Annotated in this window: 15 protein-coding genes; 2 read left to right on the top strand and 13 right to left on the bottom strand. The window is 32.3% G+C overall.

The window, feature by feature from the left end:
* On the bottom strand, window positions 1-564 hold the full coding sequence (locus WNY78_RS05285; RefSeq protein ID WP_342872145.1) for a YdeI/OmpD-associated family protein: 564 nt from the start codon (window positions 562-564) through the stop codon (window positions 1-3).
* A gap of 559 nt (window positions 565-1,123) precedes the next feature.
* Between WNY78_RS05285 and WNY78_RS05280 the strand changes: the two genes are divergently transcribed.
* Both WNY78_RS05280 and WNY78_RS05275 read left to right on the top strand, forming a co-directional pair.
* On the top strand, window positions 1,124-4,384 hold the full coding sequence (locus tag WNY78_RS05280) for a LamG-like jellyroll fold domain-containing protein (protein WP_342872144.1): 3,261 nt from the start codon (window positions 1,124-1,126) through the stop codon (window positions 4,382-4,384).
* Window positions 4,385-4,897: 513 nt separating this feature from the next.
* Window positions 4,898-5,695 carry a T9SS type A sorting domain-containing protein gene (locus WNY78_RS05275; RefSeq protein WP_342872143.1) on the top strand — a complete coding sequence of 266 codons (798 nt, stop codon included), beginning with the start codon at window positions 4,898-4,900 and terminating at the stop codon, window positions 5,693-5,695.
* Window positions 5,696-5,744: 49 nt separating this feature from the next.
* On the opposite strand, the gene WNY78_RS05270 is transcribed toward WNY78_RS05275, so the two are convergent.
* From WNY78_RS05270 to WNY78_RS05215, 12 genes are all read right to left on the bottom strand, one after another.
* Window positions 5,745-7,076: a M28 family metallopeptidase gene (locus WNY78_RS05270; RefSeq protein ID WP_342872142.1), complete on the bottom strand. Its 1,332-nt coding sequence runs from the start codon at window positions 7,074-7,076 to the stop codon at window positions 5,745-5,747.
* Between the two features lie 17 nt (window positions 7,077-7,093).
* Window positions 7,094-7,852 (bottom strand): sugar-binding protein, encoded by a 759-nt coding sequence (locus WNY78_RS05265; protein ID WP_342872141.1) that lies wholly within the window; start codon window positions 7,850-7,852, stop codon window positions 7,094-7,096.
* A 6-nt stretch (window positions 7,853-7,858) separates the two neighbouring features.
* Entirely contained in the window at window positions 7,859-8,338 is a 480-nt protein-coding gene (locus WNY78_RS05260) for a DUF6265 family protein (protein WP_342872140.1), read from the bottom strand.
* Window positions 8,339-8,479: 141 nt separating this feature from the next.
* Entirely contained in the window at window positions 8,480-9,520 is a 1,041-nt protein-coding gene (locus WNY78_RS05255) for an adenylate/guanylate cyclase domain-containing protein (protein ID WP_342872139.1), read from the bottom strand.
* On the bottom strand, window positions 9,520-9,894 hold the full coding sequence (locus WNY78_RS05250; protein WP_342872138.1) for a response regulator: 375 nt from the start codon (window positions 9,892-9,894) through the stop codon (window positions 9,520-9,522). The genes WNY78_RS05255 and WNY78_RS05250 overlap by 1 nt, the downstream gene beginning before the upstream one ends.
* 35 nt (window positions 9,895-9,929) lie before the next feature.
* Window positions 9,930-12,158, bottom strand: coding sequence for an ATP-binding protein (locus WNY78_RS05245; RefSeq protein WP_342872137.1), 2,229 nt, complete (start codon window positions 12,156-12,158; stop codon window positions 9,930-9,932).
* A 1-nt stretch (window position 12,159) separates the two neighbouring features.
* The gene (locus WNY78_RS05240; RefSeq protein ID WP_342872136.1) at window positions 12,160-14,307 is read right to left on the bottom strand and encodes an ATP-binding protein; all 2,148 of its coding nucleotides are present in this window, start codon (window positions 14,305-14,307) and stop codon (window positions 12,160-12,162) included.
* A 2-nt stretch (window positions 14,308-14,309) separates the two neighbouring features.
* Complete coding sequence (locus tag WNY78_RS05235) at window positions 14,310-20,759, bottom strand: ATP-binding protein (protein WP_342872135.1); 6,450 nt, start codon at window positions 20,757-20,759, stop codon at window positions 14,310-14,312.
* A 3-nt stretch (window positions 20,760-20,762) separates the two neighbouring features.
* Entirely contained in the window at window positions 20,763-21,821 is a 1,059-nt protein-coding gene (locus tag WNY78_RS05230) for an ATP-binding protein (RefSeq protein ID WP_342872134.1), read from the bottom strand.
* The gene (locus WNY78_RS05225) at window positions 21,818-22,960 is read right to left on the bottom strand and encodes an FIST N-terminal domain-containing protein (protein WP_342872133.1); all 1,143 of its coding nucleotides are present in this window, start codon (window positions 22,958-22,960) and stop codon (window positions 21,818-21,820) included. Before WNY78_RS05225 ends, WNY78_RS05230 begins: the two co-directional genes overlap by 4 nt.
* Window positions 22,961-23,282: 322 nt before the next feature.
* Complete coding sequence (locus WNY78_RS05220; RefSeq protein WP_342872132.1) at window positions 23,283-23,474, bottom strand: hypothetical protein; 192 nt, start codon at window positions 23,472-23,474, stop codon at window positions 23,283-23,285.
* A gap of 83 nt (window positions 23,475-23,557) precedes the next feature.
* On the bottom strand, window positions 23,558-24,841 hold the full coding sequence (locus WNY78_RS05215) for a nuclear transport factor 2 family protein (RefSeq protein WP_342872131.1): 1,284 nt from the start codon (window positions 24,839-24,841) through the stop codon (window positions 23,558-23,560).
* Between the last annotated feature and the right edge of the window lie 18 nt (window positions 24,842-24,859).

The following is a 24,859-nucleotide window of genomic DNA, read 5'->3' as shown; positions in this document are numbered from 1 at the left end:
TCATCTTGTATCTCTACTTTTAATATTAGCATCGCAGAGTTTGATAATCTCTGCGATTCTTTTTTGTCTTGTTTCTTCGCGTTTAGCTTGATTTAACCAATAGAGATAGCTTTTTCTGTAAGAAGGCGCAAAGTTATTATAGTTCTCAAAAGCTATTGGGTTATTGTCAAATGCTTGTTGTAATTCTACAGGAATAATGCCTTTTTCAACATTGTCTAAAGCAGTCCAACTGCCATTTTGTTTGGCTGTTTTAATAGATTGATGTCCACTTTGATGAACAAGATTCTCTTTCATAAGTGCTTTTAGGTGCTTTTTATTTAATGCACTCCAAACACTTTTAGGTTTCCTTGGACAGAAATATTGTTTACGTTTACCATTACCTAAGCTTTTTACTGTAGAATCAATCCAGCCATAACACAAAGCAACTTTGACAGCATCTTCCCACCGCATAGAGGTTTCTACATTTTCTACTTTATAGAATATTAAATAGATTCCGTTTATTTTAGTATGGTTTACATGAAGCCATTGCCTCCATTCATTATCAGTTTTAAAGTAGAGTTCCATAAAGGGTTTCTTCTATTTTTTAAAATTTATATATGCAAATTACTTTTAATTTATTGAATTTCTAAGACTTAAATTAGTAGAAAGTTAAGAATTAATATTTGATTTTAATCCATAAACTTAACATTTTAGTGTATTTGGTCGAATATTTTGTACATTTTATCGGATATTTCTTTGTAGGCAATTAAAACTAATCTACATTTACCAAGTTATTGAAGTTGTGTATATATCGCACTTAAATATTTGGTCCCAAGCCTATGAAACAAATTTACCTACTTAAAAGCAGAAATTTCTGCGACGTTATGTTATTTCATTCCTTACCTCTGTTTATACAGAATTTCAAGAATTTTATAGCTCAATTACGTTTTGCCAAGTGGTAAGAAGTTTTCATATTATTTTTTCAATATCTAATTAATCCAAAAATACATTCGTAATAACGAAGTATTTCCCCTCATTGTGTTTAAAGCTAAGTTTATACTTGGTATTTGCACTTCATTTATTAATAAAAAAGTAAGGGAATTTACTTAACCAATGATGAGACACATCATTAAAAACTATTATTATGAAACACAATTATATTTTTGGAAAACCTACGCTTTCAAAATTATTTTTGCTAATTGTATTTTTTGTTTTCAATACGATTGCAGTATTCGCACAAAAATCTGGTACATGGACTGCTAGTGGTAGTGGAGCCACAACAACCTGGAGTTCAACTGCAGGTGGAATAAATATTACCGCATCTGCAACCGATTATGGTTCAGGTACTGGTTTCACACTAAATGATTTTGTTAATGATAATATGGGTTGTAATAATAGTGCCTATAGTGATAATACAATTGTAGGAAATCCTTCATTAAGTGTTAGACACACTTTTCCAAAAACGGCTCAAATAACTTTTAATTTTAGTAAAGCTGTAGAGAGTCCTGTAATGCATCTTGATAGACTTGGTGGTGGAGAAGTTAGTTCATTAACATCTTCAACGTTAATTAAAGTAATTACTCCTGGGATAACATTTACTGAATTGTCAGGAAACGATTCACATTTTGTAACAACTTCAACAACAGTTGGAAGAGATCCAGGCCAAATATATAATTCATTACCATCTGAATGTGGACCACCATTGGATGGTACAGCATCAGGAAGTATTAGATTAAATGGAGTATTTAATACTGTAACTTTTGAGTTATCAATGGATGCGGTTGGTACAACGACTATAGTAAACGATAGATTTGAAATAGCTTTTAGTGAAGTACAATCTTTAACACTAGATTTTGATGGTGATAATGATTATATAAATAGAGACGCTTTTTTAGGAGGTAAGACAGAAGTTACAATGATGACTTGGTTTAAACTAGATAGCTCATTTGATGGTGGAGATATCATGGGTCAAAGAAACTTTAGAATATATTTAGATAATAATAAACACTTAAGAACACAAATTAAAACAAATGGTGGGTTGTTGAGTTATACTTATACACCATCTCTTTCTGCACCTATTCTAGCTACAGAAATGTGGTATCATGTTTCTGCAGTTTATGATGGACCAAAAGATAGTGTTAAGATGTATCTCAATGGAGATTTAATATGGGAATACAATTTACTTGACGGAAATGCCCTAAATAACACAAATTCTTGGAACTCAAATCATGATTTTGAAATAGGACGAAATAGTGAAAATGATAATAATTATTTTGAAGGTTCAATATATGAAACAAGAGTTTATAATAAAGCTTTAACTACAAATCAACTTGAACGACAAATTTATCAAGAAATTGAAAATAACGGAGGAGTTGTTAGAGGTGTTATTATACCTAAAGATATTGATGATTTATTATGGAGTGATTTAGAATTGTATTATAAAATGGACATTCTTGATACTGTTGGTCAAACATCAGATTTTTCATCAGGAAGTACTAATGGTAACCTTCATGGTATGCGTACATATCAAGATTACACAGCACCATTACCATATGTTACAAAACCTGGAGGTACAGGAAACTGGGAAGACAGTAATAATTGGCTACATGGTGATGTTTGGGATATTCCAATTAAACATACAGATTGTGCAATTATTAAGATTTCAGAAGATTTAAAAACAGATGAAGATCATAATACTGTGGGATTGATTATAGACAATGGAGTTAAATTAGAAATAAATGGAGACACTGGATTATCTAATTCATGGTATTTAAAATTAGATGGTATTATAGATTTACAAGGCGAGTCTCAATTGGTTCAAACTAAAGATAGTGAACTTGCAGTAACGAGTTCTGGTAGTGTGGAGAAAGATCAGCAAGGGACTAGAGATATGTACACATACAATTATTGGTCGTCACCAGTAGGTAACACGAGCACAATAACAAATAATACGACTTATTCTGTAAATTCAGTTTTCAAAGATGGGACAAACACAGCATCACCGCAAAACATTAATTTTATAACTAATGGTTATAATGGTAGTACTGGTAACCCAATAAGTATTGCAGATTACTGGATTTGGAAATTTGCTAATCAACCTGATGATACGTATTCTGCATGGCAACATGTTAAAAGCAATGGAATAATTAGACCTGGAGAAGGTTTTACCATGAAAGGTGTAACTAATACCTCTGGAAATGTATCATTAGAACAAAATTATACCTTAAGAGGAAAACCTAACAATGGAGATATCTCATTGCCTTTATCGGCAGGAAATGATTACTTGATTGGAAACCCTTATGCTTCTGCAATTGATGCTCATGAGTTTATCATGGATAATGCTCCAACAATAGAAGGATCAGGTAATACAACAGGAACCTTATATTTCTGGGAACATTGGGGAGGAGGATCTCACAATTTAGCAGAATATCAAGGAGGTTATGCTACCTACAATTTATCTGGAGCAGTGCCAGCCGTAGCTTATGGAACTGCAGATCCAGATGTAGATCAAAGTTCTGCTGTAGGAACAAAATTACCAGGAAGATATATACCAGTAGGACAAGGATTTTTTGTTGTAGGAGAAAATACTGGAACTATTAAATTTAAAAATAGCCAACGTGTATTTAAAACTGAAGCAACAAGTGCTTCTACATTTATGAGAAATGATAGTTCATCAACTACTTCAGAAGATGCTGAAGAAGGAGAAGAAGAAGTCGTGGATACTAGAATGAAGATAAGATTGAAGTTTAATTCTGTTAATACCTATACAAGAAAAATATTAATAACCGCAGATGAACAAGCGACAATGGGATATGATTGGGGTTACGATGCAGAATTATATGATAATCAATCTGAAGATATGTACTGGTTGATTGATGAAGGTAAATATGTTATTCAAGGTATTAATGACATTACAATTGAAACTTCACTTCCATTAGGTTTTCATACAACAGAAGATGGTTCTAATAAGATATCCATTGATAAGTTAGAAAACATACCTAATACGATGGACATCTATGTACATGATTTGGAATTAGAATTATTTCATAACCTAAAAGAAGGAGACTATAATTTTACATCTCAAGCAGGTACACATTTAGAGCGTTTTAAAATTGTATTTAGTAATGAAGATACTTTAAGTGTAGAAACAGCAGAGTTAGAATCAGATATCTTAGAAATATTATATGATAAAGATAATGAACACATAACAATTTTAAATCATCAAAACTTAAGTATAGAAGGCTATGAGGTGATAACTTTATTAGGCCAAAGTGTATTGATCTCAAATGATTCTACTACAGCGAGTGAAATAAAGCTAGATACAAAATTATTAAGTAGTGGTGTTTATGTTGTCAATGTAAAAACCGATAGAGAAGAAATCTCAAAGAAAATTATAGTTAATTAGTTAGTTTTTAAATTTATGTCAGCAAAAGGCTGCCTCTTAGAGGTAGCCTTTTTGTGTTTTTAGCTTTTTTTTAAATAATAGTATTATTGAATAGGTGGCATGATATGTTAAATTACTGGAAATCAATAGTGTTTTTAGACATATTGAACGCTTACATAAAGTTCACATAATCGATAATATTAACCGTTTTACTCTTTTTAACGAGAATTTTAAGCAAATTACCGAGTATATAACCCGCTAATTCCTAATTGGTTATACATTTGGACTTGTATTGATATTGTAGTATTTACAATTAGATATTTGGCCCCAAGCCTTTGAGATTTATTATCCATTTAAGTTTCAAAATATTTTTCAATACTAGATTAATCCAAATACTTTTCATAACGCAAAGTATTCTCCCTCAAGTGTTCAGGTTAAGAAATAAACCATAAGGAACACAAAACCATTTTAAAGAAGAGAATTTAACTAAGCATTGATGTTAATCATCATTAATAACCTACAATTATGAAAACTATGGAAAGATTTTTACACAAAACTATTACCAAATCATTCGCAACTACATTTATTTTAATTCTAAGTACAGCATGTTTATTTGCAACTAACCCTTCAGATTCTGATGATTCAGATGAAAGAATGAAGATTAGTTTAATGCTTAACTCTGCAGGAACTTATGAACGAGAATTATTTGTTATGGCAGATGAAAATGCAACTTCAGGATATGATTCTGATTTTGATACTGAAATTGATAATATCCAAGACGAGGATATGTATTGGTTAATTAATTCAGGAAAGTTTATAGATCAAGGTATTAAAAAAATTGTTGAAGAAACAGTTATTAAACTAGGATTACATACTGACACCAATGGTTATAATACAATTTCAATTCACAAACTTGAGAACATACCTAGTACAATGAAAATATTTGTTCATGATAAAGTTCTTGGTGAATATTATAATATTAAAAATGAATCTTTTGAGGTGTATTTAGAAGCTGGTGTTTATTTAAACAGATTTGAAATCGTGTTTTCTCAACCAGAAACATTAAGTGTATCTCAATTTCAAACAAATGAAAATCAATTAGATATTCGTTTTGATTATGCTACTGATACTATCGAAATTGTAAATAATTCTAATGTAAATATTGAAAGTATAGATGTGTATTCTCTTTTAGGACAATCAGTTTATAAGTCAAATACTTCACAGGTAAATAATAAAATAAGTATCAATACTAATTCAATCAGTACTGGAACATATGTAGTTATTATAAATACTGAAAACGGTATTAATTCAAAGAAGATTTTAGTTAATTAGTTAGTTTTTTTTTGTTAGTCTAAAGACTGCTTTCGAGCAGTCTTTTTTTTTATCTCATAATTTCATTTGGAAAAACGACAACACTTTCAAAACCGTCTTTACCTACAGACGCAATTCCGAAGTAAAAATTATCAATCACAATACCTTCTAATGTGAATTCGGTAACATTTTCAACATATCTGCTATGATCCCAAGTTGGTGATGTAGTATCTCTCCAATAAATTTTATAGCCTTTTGCACCATCTACAGCATTCCATTTTAATTTTGCAGATGCTTCGACAATACCACCAATTGCAACCGTAGTTGGAGCAGGAGGAGAAGAAGCTAAACTTGCCATATTAATAGCATTTACTGCTGTCAATTTTTTTGCATATCCAAAATTTACATGCTTAAAAGTATCTCCATAGTTGATTCCGTTTTCGGTTCTAATATCTTGGTGTTGTTGCGTGTAATTTTCGTGTGCTTCCATAATTCTAATACCTGGAAATCCTAGATCGTTAAATGGTCTGTGATGTCCACCACGACCAAAACGGTCTAATCGATAGACCATCATGGGATTCATTTCTGGCATATATGTTTTTACAGTTTTATGAACGTAGCGTGCTAACTGACGAGAAATACCATCGACCTCACCACCATAAAAACGTCTAGCATTTCTTTGACGTTCAGTTTCATTAGGAGGTACAGGTTCAGAGAAAATTCTGAATGTACGATTATCAATAACACCATCTACACCTTCAATATTTCCTATCATATCGTTGTTTAAAATACCAATAATGTCCCAACCTTTATCTTGCGCATATTTTGCTAATCCTGCTCCACCAAATAGGCCTTGCTCTTCACCAGATAAACCAACATAAATAATACTACTTTCAAATGTATACTTAGATAAAACTCTGGCAGCTTCAATAGCTCCAGCCATACCAGATGCATTGTCGTTTGCTCCAGGAGCATCAGTTGTGAAATCCATCGTATCACTAGCACGAGAATCAATATCACCACTCATAATGATATAACGATTTGGATATTTCGTTCCTTTTTGGATTGCAACAACATTAACTACCCAAGCATCATGAGGTACACGACGATTACCTTCTTTGGTTACAAAATCCTTTTGGTAAAATACATTGAGGCAATTATTACAATCTTTAGAAATGGTCTCAAATTCAGATTTTATCCAGCGTCTTGCAGCTCCAATTCCATGTGTTGTACTCACAGTATCACTAAACGTGTTTCTGGTGCCAAATTCTGTGAGCGTTTTTACATCTTGTCGTATTCTTTCTTCGGAAACATTATCAATAATATCATATATTTTCTGATTGGTTTGAGCAATTGCAAACACCGTAAATGTGAAAAAAGTTAATGTAAATAAATGTTTCATGTTGTGTCTTTATAATGTTATTCTATCAATAATAAAGTTCCGAAGATATTCGCATCTATGTATCCTTGATTTTTGTCTTCACCTTCAACAGCTATAGAACCAATGAAATTTTCTCGTTCATTACTTTGATCATTATCGCAGTAAGCTAAAGCAAAACCGATACGTTTATTTGGTTGTAATTTAACGGTTGAGTTTGCTTCATCGTCTATATAAGTATCATCAAACAATGAGATTTTTATTTCCCAAGTTGAGGTGTTACCATTGGTGATGCGTTTAGATTTAAGATGAGAATTGTACAGTTTGCCTTTTTTTTCTGTTGACATATCTACAACATTCCCATCTAATGCAATGTGATATGCAAAAGCGTTATGTGTGAATTGGTGATTGCCACCACTGTTATCTTCATCAATAAAAATTTCTAGACAATCATCGTCCCACCAAAACTTTAAGGGATCTGTTTCTTTATCCATAAGGATATCGTCCTTAATTTCTGCAAGAAGATATAGTGCGTCATTAGACCATGTGAGTTTATATCTACCAGAGAAATCTGTTGCTGTATACGGATGACCTAACCATAATTGATCTAAAGCATGCCAGTTTGAAGATTTCCAACCGTTTTCTTCTGCTATACCATCAATTACAATGATTGTTTTTGTTTTATTAACTTTTATGAGTTGTTTTTCTTGTTTTGAAATTTTAGATGAAACAGTAGTTGAATTTTCTTTACACCCAAAGCAAATAATAAAAATTGATGTGATGTATAAGATGTTCTTCATTTAGGATTATTTCGTATACTTAAATTTCACAATTTCAATTTCGCCTTCTTCGTTTTCAAGGTCAACATAAACATTCATTTCGTTTTCACTTACTTTTTCAAAGCTCATACCTTCAAAAATAACTTGAGTTGCTGTAATCTTTTTCAATGGGAAATCAACAGTTTCATTTTTAGTTTCCCATCCTTTTAGATCGTTATCAAAATGTTTTAACTGAAGCACTAACGAGTTTCCAACCTCTCTAATAATTTCTATTTCATAAAATGAAACTTTACCATCATTAATAAGTTTGAAAGTTGCCATCATAGAGCCAGCAGAAGGTTCGCTCCAATTTTCCTCGGTTTGACCTCCAAATGCTTCACCTTTCCAGTTACCTGAAATCCACTTGATGTTTTCTAATTTTGGAGCAAGTGAATCTTTAATTTCTAAATTATTTTCAGTTTGAGCAGATATAGTTAAACTGAATAAAAAGATAAATAATAGCTTCATTATTAAGTAATATTTTTGTTATTATACAATAAGATTGATGAGTTTAATATAAAAATAATATAATAAGTCATATTACCAAAAGACTAATTGTAAGTTTAATATTTTTAAATTTACAATCTGAAATATTTTTTTCATTTACAATTATTCTATAACCTGATAAATAGTAACTGGATTGGCTTTGTTCTTTAATGTTATACTGCCTACTTTTTCACATTTAAAAGATTCCTTTACTTGGTTATAACAATCTTCTGAAATAATAATCTGATTTTCTTTTGCAGCATCTTGCAATCGAGCAGCTGTGTTTACAGTATCTCCAATGACTGTATAGTCTAATCGTTTAAGACTAACAGATCCAATATTTCCAGAAATCATTTCACCACTTTTTATGCCAATAGACACTTTAGGTTTATACTCTAAGTTGCCTTCTATAGCTGGTAAATTATTTATTTTTTCACAAACTGCAAGTGAAGCATCAATAGCTCTATCTAAATGATATTCATCTTTAAAAACGGCCATAATAGCATCACCAATAAATTTATCGATATAACCTTTTTGCTGCATTATTTCTTTTACCATTTCATCAAAATATGAATTAAGTAATTTAACAACTTTATCAGCATCAACATTTTCACTGATTTTGGTAAAACCACATATGTCAATGAATACTACAGTAGCTTCAATAGATTCATTTGCCATAATAGTGGATTCGTATTCACGATTACCCATAAAGTTAAGGACGTTTTCATCTACATACATCTTCAGGATGTTATTTTCCTTAATGGCTTGTAGTGTATCTTTAATATGTTGTGCATGTTTGATGGTTTTTTCCATCGTAAGAGTTAAATCCTCAAAATTGATGGGTTTGGTTATAAAATCAAACGCACCTCTATTCATTGCAGTTCTTATATTTTCCATATCACCATAAGCCGAAACAATTACTGATTTTATTAACGGACTCGATTGATGGAGCTCAGATAGCAATGTAAGACCATCCATTTCTGGCATGTTGATATCGCTCAAAACAATATCTACCTCAGGATTTTGAACGATTTTCTCTAGAGCGTCTTTTCCATTAATAGCAAATAGAAATTCATACTCTTGGGCTCTGATTTTTTTTCGGAACTTCTGCTTTATAAGCACTTCTAAATCCGTTTCGTCATCAACTACTAGTATCTTTGCCATTATATTTGTTGGATTAGTTTTTCTTTTAATAATTTAAAATCGACAGGTTTTGTAAGAAAATCATCTGCTCCCAATGCTTTGGCTGTGTTAAAGTTTTCTTCGTCACCATAAGCTGTTACCATCATTACTACTGGTGGTGGAGCAATATAATCTTTCTTTATTTTTTCTAAAAGCTGAAGTCCGCTCATACCTGGCATATTAATATCAGACAATATTAAAACGGCTTCTTGTGCCATATTGCTTAGTGCTTCTAAGGCTTCTTCACCCGAAAATGCAAACACAAAGTTGAGTTCACCTTTTCTTATTTCTTTTCTAAAGCGTTGCTGAAATAATATTTTTACATCCTGCTCGTCGTCTACTACTAAAATTTTCATTGTACTAAGTTTTTAAATTAATCCCCCTTTTTAATTTATAATATTGGAAGGCTCACTATAAAAGTGGTCCCTTCTTTGTCTTTGCTTTCTACTCGTAATTCTCCTCCATGCGCTTTAATAATATCAAAGCTCATAGACAATCCTAAACCTGTTCCTTTTCCTGTTGGTTTTGTAGTGAAAAAGGGTTGGAATATTTTATCTTGAATGGCTTTCGGAATCCCATTACCATTATCTTTTACTGAAATTAATATATGTTCATTTATTGTTTTAGTTGAAACGAAAACCGTTGGCTTAAATTCTGAATCTTTCGAAGTCTGTTTTTTTTCATTCACAGCATAAAAGGCATTTGTGAATAAATTTAATATCACACGACCTATATCTTGACTTACTACTTTTATTTCTACCAAATTAGAATCAAAATCGGTTTCTAAAGTCGCATTAAAACTTTTGTCTTTTGCTCGTAAACCATGATAAGCTAACCTTAAATATTCATCAGTCAATTTATTGAGATCAACGAGTTCTTTTTCTCCTGAATTTTTTCTACTATGTTGTAACATTCCTTTTACAATATCATCTGCGCGTTTACCATGATGATTGATTTTTTCAAGGTTTTGTTTTATGTCATTAGAAATGGCTTTTACCTCTTCCATATCACCATTATCTAGTTCTTCGTGCATTTCATCAATTAACTCAGCACTTACTTCCGAAAAATTATTGACAAAGTTTAATGGGTTCTGTATCTCGTGAGCAATTCCAGCAGTCAGCTCACCTAAACTTGCCATTTTTTCAGCTTGTATTAACTGACTTTGAGTGGCTTTTAAATCGATCAAACTTTTTTGTAAATCTTCAGTACGTTCGGCAACTTGATGTTCCAATAGTTTTTGCTGTCCTTCTGCCATTTCTCTTTTTTCTTCGGAAAGCGTTAGGATTTCTTCAGCTTTCAATACAACATTTTTATTTATCTCTTGAAAACGTAGTACAACGTAAATTAATAAAGCAATAGGAAAACAGAAATAGAGTGCTGATATCAAATTATAAGCAATAGTAGATCCTAAATACATATTGAATACACTAACAGCGATGAGAAAAATAACACACAATAACACAAATAAAATGATGCCAAAGGCTATTACTTTCTGAGGTAAACTTAAATGCCTAAATGAAACAATAGTCCAGTAAATTATGATCAAGATAAAGACAAGTACAACTATAAGTGAAAATAAAGATATTACATCGTCATATTTACTGGTATATACACTTATAAAGTTACCAACTATGTTAGTAATTATTAAGATGAGGTACGTGTAATGAATCCAACGATTTAGTCCAGTAAACTTGATGGCAAAAATTTTGAAGATAGAAAAGTATAACAATATAAATATCAAACTGAAAGTTAAACCGCTTGCTAAGGACAGACAGAGTATCGTGGATGGTTGAAAATCTAAAAAACCTGCAAAGTTGAAAAGGTAAGTTGTTATACCATTTACACCTAAACTAAAGCAAACACCTGAGTAAATTAATATGTTTTTTTCTTTTTTATTGAGTGTAAATAAAAATAGGAATAAAAAACCAATGATGAGATTAATGGCAGCCCAAAGCGTAAAATAAATAGTACTTCTTGACTTGTTTAATAAGCCTAGATAATGTTCATTATCTGTTTGAAGTATTAAGAAAAAACATTTACTCCATCCCGTTTGAAACCCAATCATTGAGCCAGATATTTGTGTCGGATAGATTAATTTATCTTTAATATGAATGGCAATGGTGTGCGTTTCGTTAAGGGATAAATCAATTCTAGATGACGGATCGTTTTCGCTAAAAAATCGAAAATCTTGAGTTTCAGAACCCAAATTTCCATAAGTGCCATATAGTTTTCCATCAACAAAAACTTCGGCAGCTGCCATACCGCTATATCTTAAACGTAAAGGTTCATTTTTAAAACTATCGTCTAGTTTAATTTTAATACGAAACCAACCTTCAATAATTCCGTTTTTATCTGCGTAGGTTTCATTTAAATCTTTAGGACTAAAATTTTTCCATCCTTCTAAATCTATATTTGGCTGCGACCAAGCTTTATTAGTTCCATTATGGTAAAGCCAAGGTGTTTCGCTATTAAAGTAATAGAGGTGCCGGTTTTGGGCATCTTGATTAGAAATTGTAACCACACTATCTTGAGTTTTGGTGTTTTGTCCAAAACCTGTAGTGATGCATACCATTGAAAATAATAGTGCAATTATTAAATTTAAGGTATTGATTTGTTTCATATTATTCATTTATAGGTAATTGGATTAAAAATAGTGTACCTTCTCCTTCTTTTGTTTCCACTTTTAATTCGCCACCATGACCTTTAGTAACAATATCATAACTCATACTTAGGCCAAGACCAGTTCCTTGTCCTGTAGGTTTGGTGGTGAAAAATGGTTGAAATATCTTTTCTTTTACTGAAATTGGAATGCCATTACCATTGTCTTTTACTGAAATTATGATTTGGTCATTTTCTTTTTTAGTTGAAACTGAAACCGTTGGCTTATATTCTGAATTTTTCGAAGTCTGCTTTTTTTCATTCACAGCATAGAAGGCATTTGTGATTAAGTTTAAAATTACCCTTCCCATATCCTGTGGAATTACTTCAATTTTTCCAATAGAATCATCAAAATCTGTTTCCAAAGTCGCATTAAAACTTTTGTCCTTGGCTCTTAAACCATGATAAGCTAACCTTAAGTATTCATCTGCCAAATCATTAATATCTGTAGGTTCTTTTTTGTTACCACTTGTGCGACTGTGTTGTAACATCCCTTTTACAATATCATCTGCGCGTTTACCATGATGATTAATTTTTTCAAGATTTTGTTTGATGTCATTAGAAATGGCTTTTACCTCTTCCATATCGCCTTTATCTAATTCTTCATGCATTTCATCAATAAGTTCGCTACTTACTTCACTAAAATTATTGACAAAATTTAACGGATTCTGAATTTCATGAGCAATACCAGCAGTCAACTCTCCTAAACTTGCCATTTTCTCAGATTGAATTAATTGTGATTGCGTGGCTTTTAGTTCTTCTATAGATTGATTTAGTTCAGTAGTACGTTCTGTTACTTTTAATTCTAATTTTTCATTTTGATCTTGTAGAAATTTCTTTTTTTCTTCGGTTAAAGCAATAACTTTTTTCGATTTTTCTTTTTCATTGGATACGGATTCTCTTAACCACAAAATGATATATAACATTAAGCAAAAAGGTAGAAACATAAACGCTATTACATAAAAGTTAGCAAAATTATATCCATCAATAATCTCAAAAGCTCCCAGCAGAAGTGCTAAAAACAGTATTAATGGTGCTCCAAAAACACCTATGGCGATAGCCCATTTGGGTGTGGTAATAGTCTTACGAGTTTTATAGATTATTACAAATCCACAAAAAACAGAAATAGCAATTATAATATATAATAGAAAAATACTTTCAGGATCTATAAAATAACCTAGCACATATAAGCCAAATAATGCGATAGTACTAATTTTTACCCATCTTGGGATACGGTCGTAAAACACTTGAGCACACAAAAGCGGAAGAAGAATAATTGGAACAGTACCAAAAATATGAGTATAAACAAAATCAGCAATTGCTCTTAGAATGAGATTACTAGAAGTACTAATAACTAAAAGAGCAGAAACCGAAATCCAAATGATTAATGTGTATACTAAAATATATTTGAGATGTTTTTCTGCAGGATTTAAAAAGGTAACAATTGAGATAAATATAATAAAAACACCTATAATAAAAACAGTTAAAAATAACATTGTTTCCGCTTGTATAAAATCCTTAACAAAACTATTTGAGGTAACTGCATCTGTAAAATAGTAGCGAGAATTTTCAAGAATCGAATCGTCGGAGTCTTTCCATTTTAATGGTGGCGATTTAGCAAGAAAATGTATGGTAACTTGATGCGTTTTTCCTAATTGCATTTGTAGATACACAAAATCTGGAATAAAATTACCCTGATAATCACTGCGGTTTGCTTTAGATTTTCCAAAACTGCCAACATAGTTCCCATCTAAATAGATTTCTTGTGCAGCGGTACTATAAGCCGTAAGGAAAAATGGTTGCTTGGTTAACGTTGTATCCATTTTTAATTTTATACGAAACCAAGCTTCAAAATAACCATCATCGTCATATTTAAATTTAGAAATGGCTGTAGAATCCAGTTTAGTCCAGCTTTTATCATTTATATCAGACTTTGCCCAAGACGCGTCATTTCCTTTTTTAAATTCCCATTCAGTGAGTTCAGGTATTTTGTAATACCCATTTTTATCTATATCTGAAGCTTTTAAAACATACAGTGAATCTTGTCCATGGGCTATTCCTAAGAAAAAAAGTATGATGATAAGTACACTATTATGAAATAGTTTTGTCATAGTTATTGGTTTTTGATAGGTATTTTTATCATAAATGTAGTGCTTTCTCCTTCGTTAGTTTCAACTTCGAATTCGCCACCATGGGCTTTTATAATATCATAACTCATGGATAAGCCTAAACCAGTTCCTTTTCCTGTTGGTTTGGTGGTGAAAAAGGGTTGAAAGATTTTATCAATGACATGTTTTGGAATGCCATTTCCATTATCCTTAACTGAAATTACAATTTTATTTTTTAATTTCTTGGTAATGACAGATACGGTTGGTTTATAATCTTCTGCTTCTAAACTCGTCTTTTTTTCATCTACAGCATAAAATGCGTTTGTAAATAGATTAAGAATTACGCGACCAATATCTTGAGAAATCACATTTATAGTTTTAATATTTTTATCATAATCAGTTTCTAAAGTTGCATTAAAAGATTTGTCTTTGGCTCTTAATCCATGATAAGCTAACCTTAGATATTCATCTACCAAAGCATTTATATCTGTTGATTCTTTTTTGTCACCACTAGCACGACTATGTTGTAACATACCTTTTACAATACCATCAGCACGTTTACCATGATGATTTATTTTTTCTAGATTCTGAATGACATCTACCATAATTGCTTTAGCTTCTTCTATATCACCATTTTCAATTTCTTCGATCATTTCATCTAACAACTCTTTACTTACTTCAGAAAAATTATTGACAAAGTTTAATGGATTTTGAATCTCATGAGCAATGCCTGCGGTAAGTTCGCCCAACGACGCCATTTTTTCAGACTGAATTAATTGTTTTTGAGTTTGTTGTAAATCTGATAATGATTTTTCTGCACTTTTTTTCGCAAGCTGTAGGTTTATCAAATCTTCCTTTGCTTTAAAGGCTTGTGCTTCAGCAACTTTTAAATCCTTAAATCGAGTGTATGTTAAATTAAAAACGCTAGCAAATCGTTCTAGTAATTGTATGGTTTCTTTTGGTTGATCTTCTGGTGATGCCATACCAATAAAACCACCAGAAAAATAGGCTACGGTTTGAACACGTCGTTTTTGTTCTAAACCATGAATAAAAGGAATGTTCATTTCGCTACTTAAATACTCGAAATAATCTTTTAATTCCTTACCTATAAGGTCTATGGTTAGCGATTGATTATTCTGTTTCCAACCCTCAAGCATTCTTTTTATAGTTTTGCTTTTTGAAGCATCCGCCATAAATTCATTCGCCAATTTACTGCCATCTTCATTAGTCGCCCAACATTCAATTTTACTGGTTTTACCTTTAACAAGACCTATAAACAAACGGTTGGGTGCAATGCCTAATTCTAAGAGTTGTTTAAAAACAATAACTGAAGTTTCAGCTAACTCATGAGATTTTTGCATTGCCAAGGTTCGCGATCTAACTTTTTCTAAAGCCATTTCAATTTGCGCTTCTCTGGCTTGTCCTTCTGCTTTTTTAAGGTCTAGAAAACGAGTGTAAGATTGCTCAAAAACTTTTCCAAAACGTGCAATGATTTTGTTTTCTTCTTCCGAATATGGAATAGACGCGTAGTTGGCAAGAATCAACATTATATTGGGATTAATAGCAATAGATCGAGAAAGTCCTCTGCTCATTGTAAACTCATTCTCTTCTTTTGTAAATATTTTAGATCCACCATGTTTAAGTAAATGCTGGTGCCATTGCTTATGTTCTTTTATCGTAAGAATGTCCGTGTGAAATGGAATAGATTTTTTTTGAGCAGTTCTCACGTTAATCATCATAGGGATATCTAAATAAGGAATTGTAAAGCGCATTGGTTTAGGTTGACCTTTTGCAGAAACCCAAAATTTATAATTTAGGCTTCGATCATTATTGGCAAAACTCACGTGTGCAAATTTGAAATCTAATATTTGTAATTGTTCAGAAACTACAGAAATCACATCTAATAGTTCTTCACTACTATGCATTGCCATACTTCGTGATCTCACGCGCTCTAAAGCAATATCTATTTGTGTTTCTCGTGCACGCTCTTCAGCTTTTTGTAAATCCATAAAACGGATATATGCTTGCTCAAATACCTTGGCAAACCGTTTCATTATTTCGGCATCGCTTTCCGAAGGAATAGCTCCAGATAAAGAAGGTATTATAATTGCCGAATTTTTTGACCAAGCGGCTGAAAGATTGTGTTGATCAGATTTGAGGACATATTGTTTATAGTCTTCTGGCATGTGTTTGTAATCACTATTTTCAAATGCATATTCAAAAAAGTGATTTTTTGCTTCTACAGGGAATTCTTTAAAGAAAAATTCATCACCTCGAATTTTAGATTCCCAAGCTTCACTAAAAATTGGATTATCAAAATAAGGTAAAAAATACCGACCCGAAGTTGAAAAATCTTCAACAGCAATCCAATGTACGACATCTTTATTATCTGGAAAATAAGTACAAAGAATTACGCCTCCTGCATCATATATAACTCCCAATTCCTGCAATTTTTCGGCAACAACTGCAACCACTTCTTGTAATTCATCTGGTTTGTGCATGGCCAAAGAACGTGAGCGTACTTTTTCTAAAGCAACTTCAATCTGTGATTCTCTTGACTGCGCTTCTGCTTTCTGTAAGTCTTCAAAACGTTTATAAGCCAAATCAAACGCAGCTCCCATTTTAGTTAAAATGGTTTCCATTTCTTCGGAAGGTTTATTTAAAAGGTCAATTACCAATTTTCCATTATTCAGTTTTTTTACCGCATGATGTAGTCGTTCTAATTTTGTGGATTCAGTATATTCTTCAACTTCATTAGCAATTTGGTTTTGATTATTTTCTCGTAACCATGCGACTATTCTCTTAAAATCTTTTGCTTCTTGTACTTCCAAAAAGTAATCTTCTGGATTTTCCCAAACTCGTTTTACATATAAATTTGGATCTTTTTTCTTAAGTTTAAACGTAATGTCAAATGGTATTTCGTAACCATTGTTGTTTTCTTCAAGCGTTGATAAATCCCACATTCTTACTTTATCCTCTCCTTCTTTTAAGAAAATAGTTGCAGCAATCACATCTGGAATTTCTAAGGACATTACTTCTTCTTTAAGTTTGGCAACCACTTCCATAATCTCTTCAGATTTATGCATGGCTAATGCTTTTGCTCTTACGCGCTCTACAGCTAAATTTATTTGCGCTTCACGTGTTTGTGCTTCTGCTTTTTCTAGGTCTAAGAAACGTGCATAGGTTTGTTCAAAAACCTTGGTGAATCTCGCTAATAATAATTCTTCTTCTTTTGAAAGGCGCGCACCACAAACTAAGTGAAGGTATCCATGTGAAAAATTAAAGCAATAAAATACTGTTGGATCAGGAAACTGATTTAGCACCATTTCTTCAGCCTCTTTTGAGTTGAAGGTTGTAATGGCATATTCGAGATGTGTTCGTCGTTCTTTACCAGCAACTGTTTGATGAAACACTGTTTGTTGCTTTTTCCATGCCTCATAACGTGCATCAAAATGAACATCTCCAGTTAAAGGCAGATGAAATAAGCCTAGAGAATCTCCACCAGGACTTGTAACCCAAGTTGCTTGTCTGTTGGTTTCCTCATTAATCTCTACATAACCACAAGTTGCAAAGTTGGTAACTCCAAGTGTTATTAGTTCTTTATATAAAAGCACTACAACATCTTGAAGTTCTATGCCTTTTTGCATTGCCATAGTTCGGCTTCTTACTTTTTCTAAAGCCGCTTCTATTTGTGCTTCTCTAGCTTGCGCTTCGGCTTTCTGAAGATCTAAAAACCGTGTGTAGGCCTGATTGAATGCTGAAGCTATTTTAGTTACAATCTTTTTTGTGTCTTCATTTGGTGGTGCTAAAAGATCAATAGAAAAAAGACCATTATTATGTCGAGCAAACGGGTTCCATTGCTGTGAAAGTTTACCTGTTGTTATGGCATCTTTTATATCATTGCCAACAGCCTTGTCAGCCAAAAACCATTCTTTTACTGCTTTATGTAATTTTTCTAAAGGATAATCTAATTCAAAATAATCTTCCTTTAAATTTTTTAGAATTCGTATAGGTTCACCAAGTATATCATATTTTGACGCATCGTAAGCAACACTATAGCTATTGGGATTACCCATATTCCCTGGACTAGAGAGGTCCCAAATTTTTACGTAATCATTTTTATCGACCAACCAAATACTGACACCTGTTAAGCCGTTAATATCTAAAAGTTGTAATTGCTTATAAATTTCAGAATTTACATTTTTGAGATCATCTGGATGATGCATTGCCATAGATTGCGCTCTAATACGCTCAACCGCAACTTCAATTTGAGATTCTCTTGCCTGTGCTTCTGCTTTTTGAAGGTCAAGAAAACGTGTGTAAGTTTGCTCAAAGACTTTAGCGAAACGTTTGAAAATATCATGTGATTCAGGAACATCTTCTCTTGTAATAAATAGTAAATAGCCGTATTTGTAAAAAGCGACATGGTCTATTTGGTAGGTAGGAAATCCATTATTTGTTTCTTTTAGGGTTTTTAATACATCTCCAATCACTGGAAGCGAACTCATATATTCGTAATGTTCCACACATGCATCACCTGAAAATTCTTTTATAACTAATGATTTTCCTTTCTGACCTTGTTGATAATATTCTTTAAATACACCTTCTCTTGGAACGGTATACGTATGTAAAACACCTGCTTCATTGCCAAACCATTCGTTAGAATCATTTTCTCCATAAATATTGAATGCGCAACCCCAAGTTTTAATGCCTAATGCTCTTACTTGTTGATCTAATAAGAAGGATGCTTCTTGCAATTCATCACTATGTTGCATAGACATGGTACGAGCACGAACACGTTCTAATGCTAATTCAATCTCTGATTCTCTGGCTTGCGCTTCTGCTTTTTGTAAATCTAAAAACCGGGTATAGGTTTGTTCGAAGACTTTAGCGAAACGTATAAAAATATCGTGTGCATCTGTGACAGGTTCATGTGTAATAAACATAAGATACCCTTCGTTAAAATAGGCACAATGAATAATTTGAAAAGTCGGAAACGAAAGTCCATCGTTAGCTAATGCTTTCACCTCTGGAATAGAAACCAAATACTTGTAATGATCTTCTAGTGCTTTACCTTCCTGCTCTAAAACAAATAAAGCGTCTCCTCTTTTTTCTGCTTCGCGAAAAAGTAGATACACGTCTTCACTAGAATTTGTTCTAAATGGTGGTTGAAGTCTATCTTTACCTGCCATCCAAGCAGTAGCAAATTTCTTGTCTTTATCCCAAATATTAAAACCACAAGCAAAGGAATTTATGCCTAGTTCTTCAACTTGTTGAAATAGAAGCAAAGCGGTATCTCTTAATTCATCGCTTCGCTGCATACCCATTGTTCGGCTTCTTACTTTTTCTAAAGCCAATTCTATCTGAACTTCTCTAGCTTGTTTTTCTGCTTTTTGTAAGTCCAAGAAACGTCGGTGTGCTAAATCAAAAGCACTAGCAAATTGTATTAAAATATCTATATCTTCAGCTGGTGGGTTTTTTACAATTCCAGGTAAACTATACCCAATTTCGCCGTGTGTAGTTCTTGCCATAATGAAGGTTAATCCACCAATGTGATTAATGTCATCGTGTGTTGGAGCTTGAGGATCAATATTTTTAAAATTACCCAAATGGACCATTTTGTCAATATAATTTATGGCTGCTTCGACATCCATAGCATATACAACGGTAGGTTTTTTACTCTTTTCCCATGTTGCTAATAATGGAATATCACCATGCATATGTCTAGGTAATTCCATTACAAAACCGATTTTGGTACCATCGCCAGAAGTCATGGCTTTTTCGTATTTATTTGGTAACCACATCATGTGCCAAAAATAATGCGCTTCATGTCCTAGTTTGATAAATTCGTTACGCATAGAAACTACAATCTCGAGTAGGTCAGTGGATTGTTTCATGGCAACAGCCTGTGCTCTAATGCGTTCTAAAGCGCCTTCAATTTCTAATTCTCTATTCTTTTCTTCAAGTTCAAAAGTTCTACGTTTTATAGCTTCTCGAAGTTTTTGGTTTTCTAAATTTACTTTATCAAAACCAATAGATTCTCCATCGTCAGTTTTAGAATCTGTGGTAGAAAAATGTTGATAGATAAATTTCCAATGGTTTTCTTTTTCCTGCATAACTGACGAAAATCGAAATCGTCCATAATAAGTCCAATCATTACCGGTTAAAAACCAAGCATCAAAAGCATGAGTTATAAAAACGAGTTTATCAAATAGCTCTACTGTTTTAATTTCGTTTCTTAAATCGGTTTTACCTGAGAATTGTTCTGCGGTTTCTTTAAAGAAATTTGTGGTGTCTTTTCGGTTTAAAAATTCCTCATTATCAGTAGATCCTATAAAATGATAACAATCATCAAAATAAGAATCGTAGGTTTTTACATCACCATTAAGGTAACTGTGCAACCATGTATTGTAGCTCTCTAGAATTTCTTTTTCTAATGTTTTGGTGAGTTGCATAATTTAATTATTTGTGGGAATGTTGATGGTGAAACTTGTGCCTTTGCCTGTTTCGGAATGTACGTTTAAAGTGCCTCCATGTGCTTTAATAATATCATAACTTAAGCTTAAACCAAGTCCAGTGCCTTGGCCAGTAGGTTTTGTGGTGAAAAAAGGTTGAAATATTTTATCGATAATATGTTTTGGTATGCCATTACCGTTGTCACTAATTTTTATCTCAATTTGGTTGTTTTCTTTTTTAGTGGTTATATTGACTGATGGTTGATATGTATCTAGACTTGACTGGTCCTTCTCCATAACAGTTTTCTGTTCAACAACTGCATAAAATGCATTATTAATGAGATTTAAAACCACACGACCAATATCTTGTGGGATTATATTTATTTTGCCAATTGCATCGTCATAAATGGTTTCTAAACTAGCATTGAAAGTTTTGTCTTTGGCTCTTATGCCGTGATATGCCAGACGTAAATATTCGTCTACTAATAGATTAATATCTGTAGCTTCTTTTTCTCCGGAATTTTTTCTACTGTGTTGTAGCATTCCTTTTACAATACCATCTGCACGTTGACCATGATGTAATATTTTTTCGAGATTCTGAATGACATCATTTGCTATAGCATTAACTTCTTCGGTATCGCCTTTTTGTAATTCTTCTAGCATTTCTTCTAATAATTCTTTACTTACTTCGGAAAAATTATTGACGAAGTTGAGTGGATTCTGAATTTCATGTGCAATTCCAGCAGTCAATTCACCAAGACTTGCCATTTTTTCTGCTTGTATTAACTGAGCTTGTGCAGATTGTAATTCTTTTAAAGATTTATTTAAAGCGATATTTGTTTCTTCTATTGCAGCACGTTTTTGTTCGAGTTCTTCAATGGTTTCTTCTAATAGAATTGCTGTGGTTCGTTTGACTTTATTAGTGCGTTCTAACATAAAGTCAGAAATTACCAAATCCTTATCTGCTTTTTTAATGGAAGCTATCAAACTCACTTTATCATCTTCTGTTAATTGCGTAGATTGATTTACAAAATCTAATATGGTTTGTAGGTTTTGGTTCATGCTTTTTCTTTAAGTGCTACACAACAAGTTGTTAAATTGTGCATTTCTAAATTACCGCCTGTTGCTCTTGCTAATTCTCCATTAGAGAACATACCTACCATTGGAACATTCCAAACGGTTTTGATACCTTCTATTTCTTGATTCATGAGTGGTCCAAGTGATAAAATCCTACCTGCACAACTAAAAACAACTAAAGCATCTGCCTCTGGCATTTCGGTGTTTTTTAAAGTTTGAACTCCTTTGATTACTTTGTCCATCACATCAAAATCAGGAGGTAATGAAAAACGAATTTTAGAGCCTTGAGGTACTGTGCCACTGCAATAAAAAGAATGATCATCCCAGTCTACAAGCAATCCAGGACGCATGACAGGATCTCCTTTTTCTCTTTGTAGTTGTAATGGGAAATTGGCAGCTATTTCAAGTAATAACTCTTCATTTTCTGGCGTAACATTTTCTAAACCACCATATTTTGTGGTAATATCTAGTACAGGAACATTATCTATAGTATAAACATGATTGCCTTCGCTTCTAGTGACTGTTTTTTCTGTCCCTACTGCTTTCCAACCACAAGTGGCTACTCCTTTAATTTTTATGTTATCTTCATCTAATGCTAATACTAAGGTGCCTTTATTACTTTCATTTTTATTTGTAAAAACAAACTGATTAGAAAAGGTGTAATCATCTCCAGCCATTCCACCAAAAACGTTAACATGCTTTCCTATTATGTCTTCAAACCCAAAAAGCAATTGTTCGGCATCAGTTTCTAGATGACTTGCAGCAATAAAAAATGCAGGTTCATTAAATTCTTTTTTTGCTTTTAAAGCTATGTGTTGTGCAATTTCTCGATAGTTTTTTTCAGGATATTCTTCAAGATAAATTTTAAAATGTTCTTGCTTTATATCTAGCAACAAAATAGCAGTCGATTGCTTTTCTGTTTCTTCATCAATAAACTCACCGTTAGAGGTAACTCCAAATACGGTTATGTTTTTTAAATCTAAAAATTGAGTAATGGCTTTTCGATCTTGAGTTATCGAAAGAAAAACAATAGCTAAAGTTGGTTTAAAACCGTCTAGCAAACTATGTTCAATGGCTTCTTGAATAGCTTTTGGTGATTTCCCTTTTATGGATTTTGCTTTCATATATATTTGAGTAATTCATTTAGTTTTAATATTAAATGTTATTAATCAACTTAGGACAAAAGGGAATGCTAAATTTAGTAAAAAATCGCGTCAGTACGTCTAATAAAAATCTATAAGTTATTAGAAATCAAAATTGTAGGTAATTGAGATTTGTTCTGTTAAAACAAAACTGTAAGACACCTTTATTACTTGCTTAAAATTAGTAAAATTTATAGAAAATCTCTATCACATCTTAATGTGATATTGATAACCTACTTAGTGTAGGATTTGAGAGTGTGAATTTTACCTTTTAGAAGTTAACGTATCGTTTTTAATAAATAAATCAGCCTATTTTGCCATCATCATTTATATCTAGTCCAGAACTTTTCTCAAGTATGTGAAGTGTTTTTAGTAATAATGCTTTTGAAGAAGACAATTCAGTTTCAAGATCAGTAACACGTTGTTCTAATGATTCTGCTTTACCTTTTTGATCTTCTAGTTCGCTTTGTTGTATTAAATCCCAAAATAATCCCATTGTGGTTAGTTTTTTAAAAGCAGGAAGAGTAAGTAGATGAGGGTTATATACTTATAGGTCTGTAAATGTTTACAATTGTTACATTATTGAATAAATGTCACTTTAGTTATTTTGCCGTTTTCTACTTCATATATAGCTACAGCATTAAAAATTTTACCATTTGCAGTTACTTGTTCTTCATCAATAACTTTATTTCCTATAACGATACGTTTTTTTATAAAAGCTCTTAAATCTTTTACATTTTCAAACCATTCACTATATCCTTTTCTCATAGCCTTTTTACCATCTGTTCGTAAAGTGTTTGGATACGCATATGTTTTTACATCATCTGCATAATCTGCCATAAAAGCATCTATATCTCTAGCATTATAAGCATCAAGGTTTCTTTGAACGATGGTTTCAATTTGAGAAGTTTCAGTTGAAGTCTGAGTTGTTGATTCTTCAGTTTCTGTAGTTTGATTTTGGGTTGTGTCTTGTGTCTCTTCGGAAACTTGAGTTTCAACATTTATATCGCCAGCAATTAACAGCTTTGTTCCTTCAGGATTAGTCGCCAGACGTGTGATTTTAATAATGCCTTCTGAAGAAAAATCGGCAATTTGTTTCCAATCATGATCTCTCTTCAACCTTAATTTATAGAGTAGGTTATCTTTTCCGCTGAACATAGTATGAGCATCTAACCAGCAAATATCTTCAACACCTGACATGGTATTTGCAATAATTTTAGTTGCGCCTGTTTTAGGATTAAGAGATTTGATTTGCCATTGATTTTCATTTTCTTTTGAAATAAAACTCAAGAGATTAGAATCTGGAATTCTATGAAATGAACGTCCAACTTTAGAAGCCAGTTTTTGATTCGTACCATCCTGTAAATTGCTAACATACAAGTTTAAATCGTCTCCTTCGATCACTGCAGATACGATTGTGTTTTCATCAAACCAAGAATAATAGGCAACAACCAAATTGTCTATAAGCTCAGTAGAGCTGCCATTACTCATGTTATAAGCATACAAACGTTGTTTGCCATCAGTATCTAATCTTACAGCTGAAATTTCATTTTTATTCGGAATTTTTAAAGGTGTGTATTCACCTCCTTCGCTAAAATTTAGCCATGATTTAGAATCATAACGCGTATCGTATTTAGCAATATCTGTTTGTCCGTTTCTTGTAGAAGCAAATAGAATATAACGATCATTTAAAAATGAAGGTTGATTGTCATATCCTTCATTATTAGATAGATTTTTAGGGTTTTTTAATTCAATTTTTGAAGTATTAGTTACTATATCGTATAAGAAAACTTCTGTATTGGCTTGAGCATTAATCAAAATACAACCAATAAAAAAAGAGAATAGGGTAGTAATGAATTTCATGTGTGATGATTTATGATA

Source organism: Psychroserpens sp. AS72, from assembly GCF_038900375.1.
Classification (GTDB): Bacteria; Bacteroidota; Bacteroidia; order Flavobacteriales; family Flavobacteriaceae; genus Psychroserpens.
Note: the sequence above shows the minus strand (reverse complement) of the source record. Positions and strands in the feature narration are given on the sequence as shown.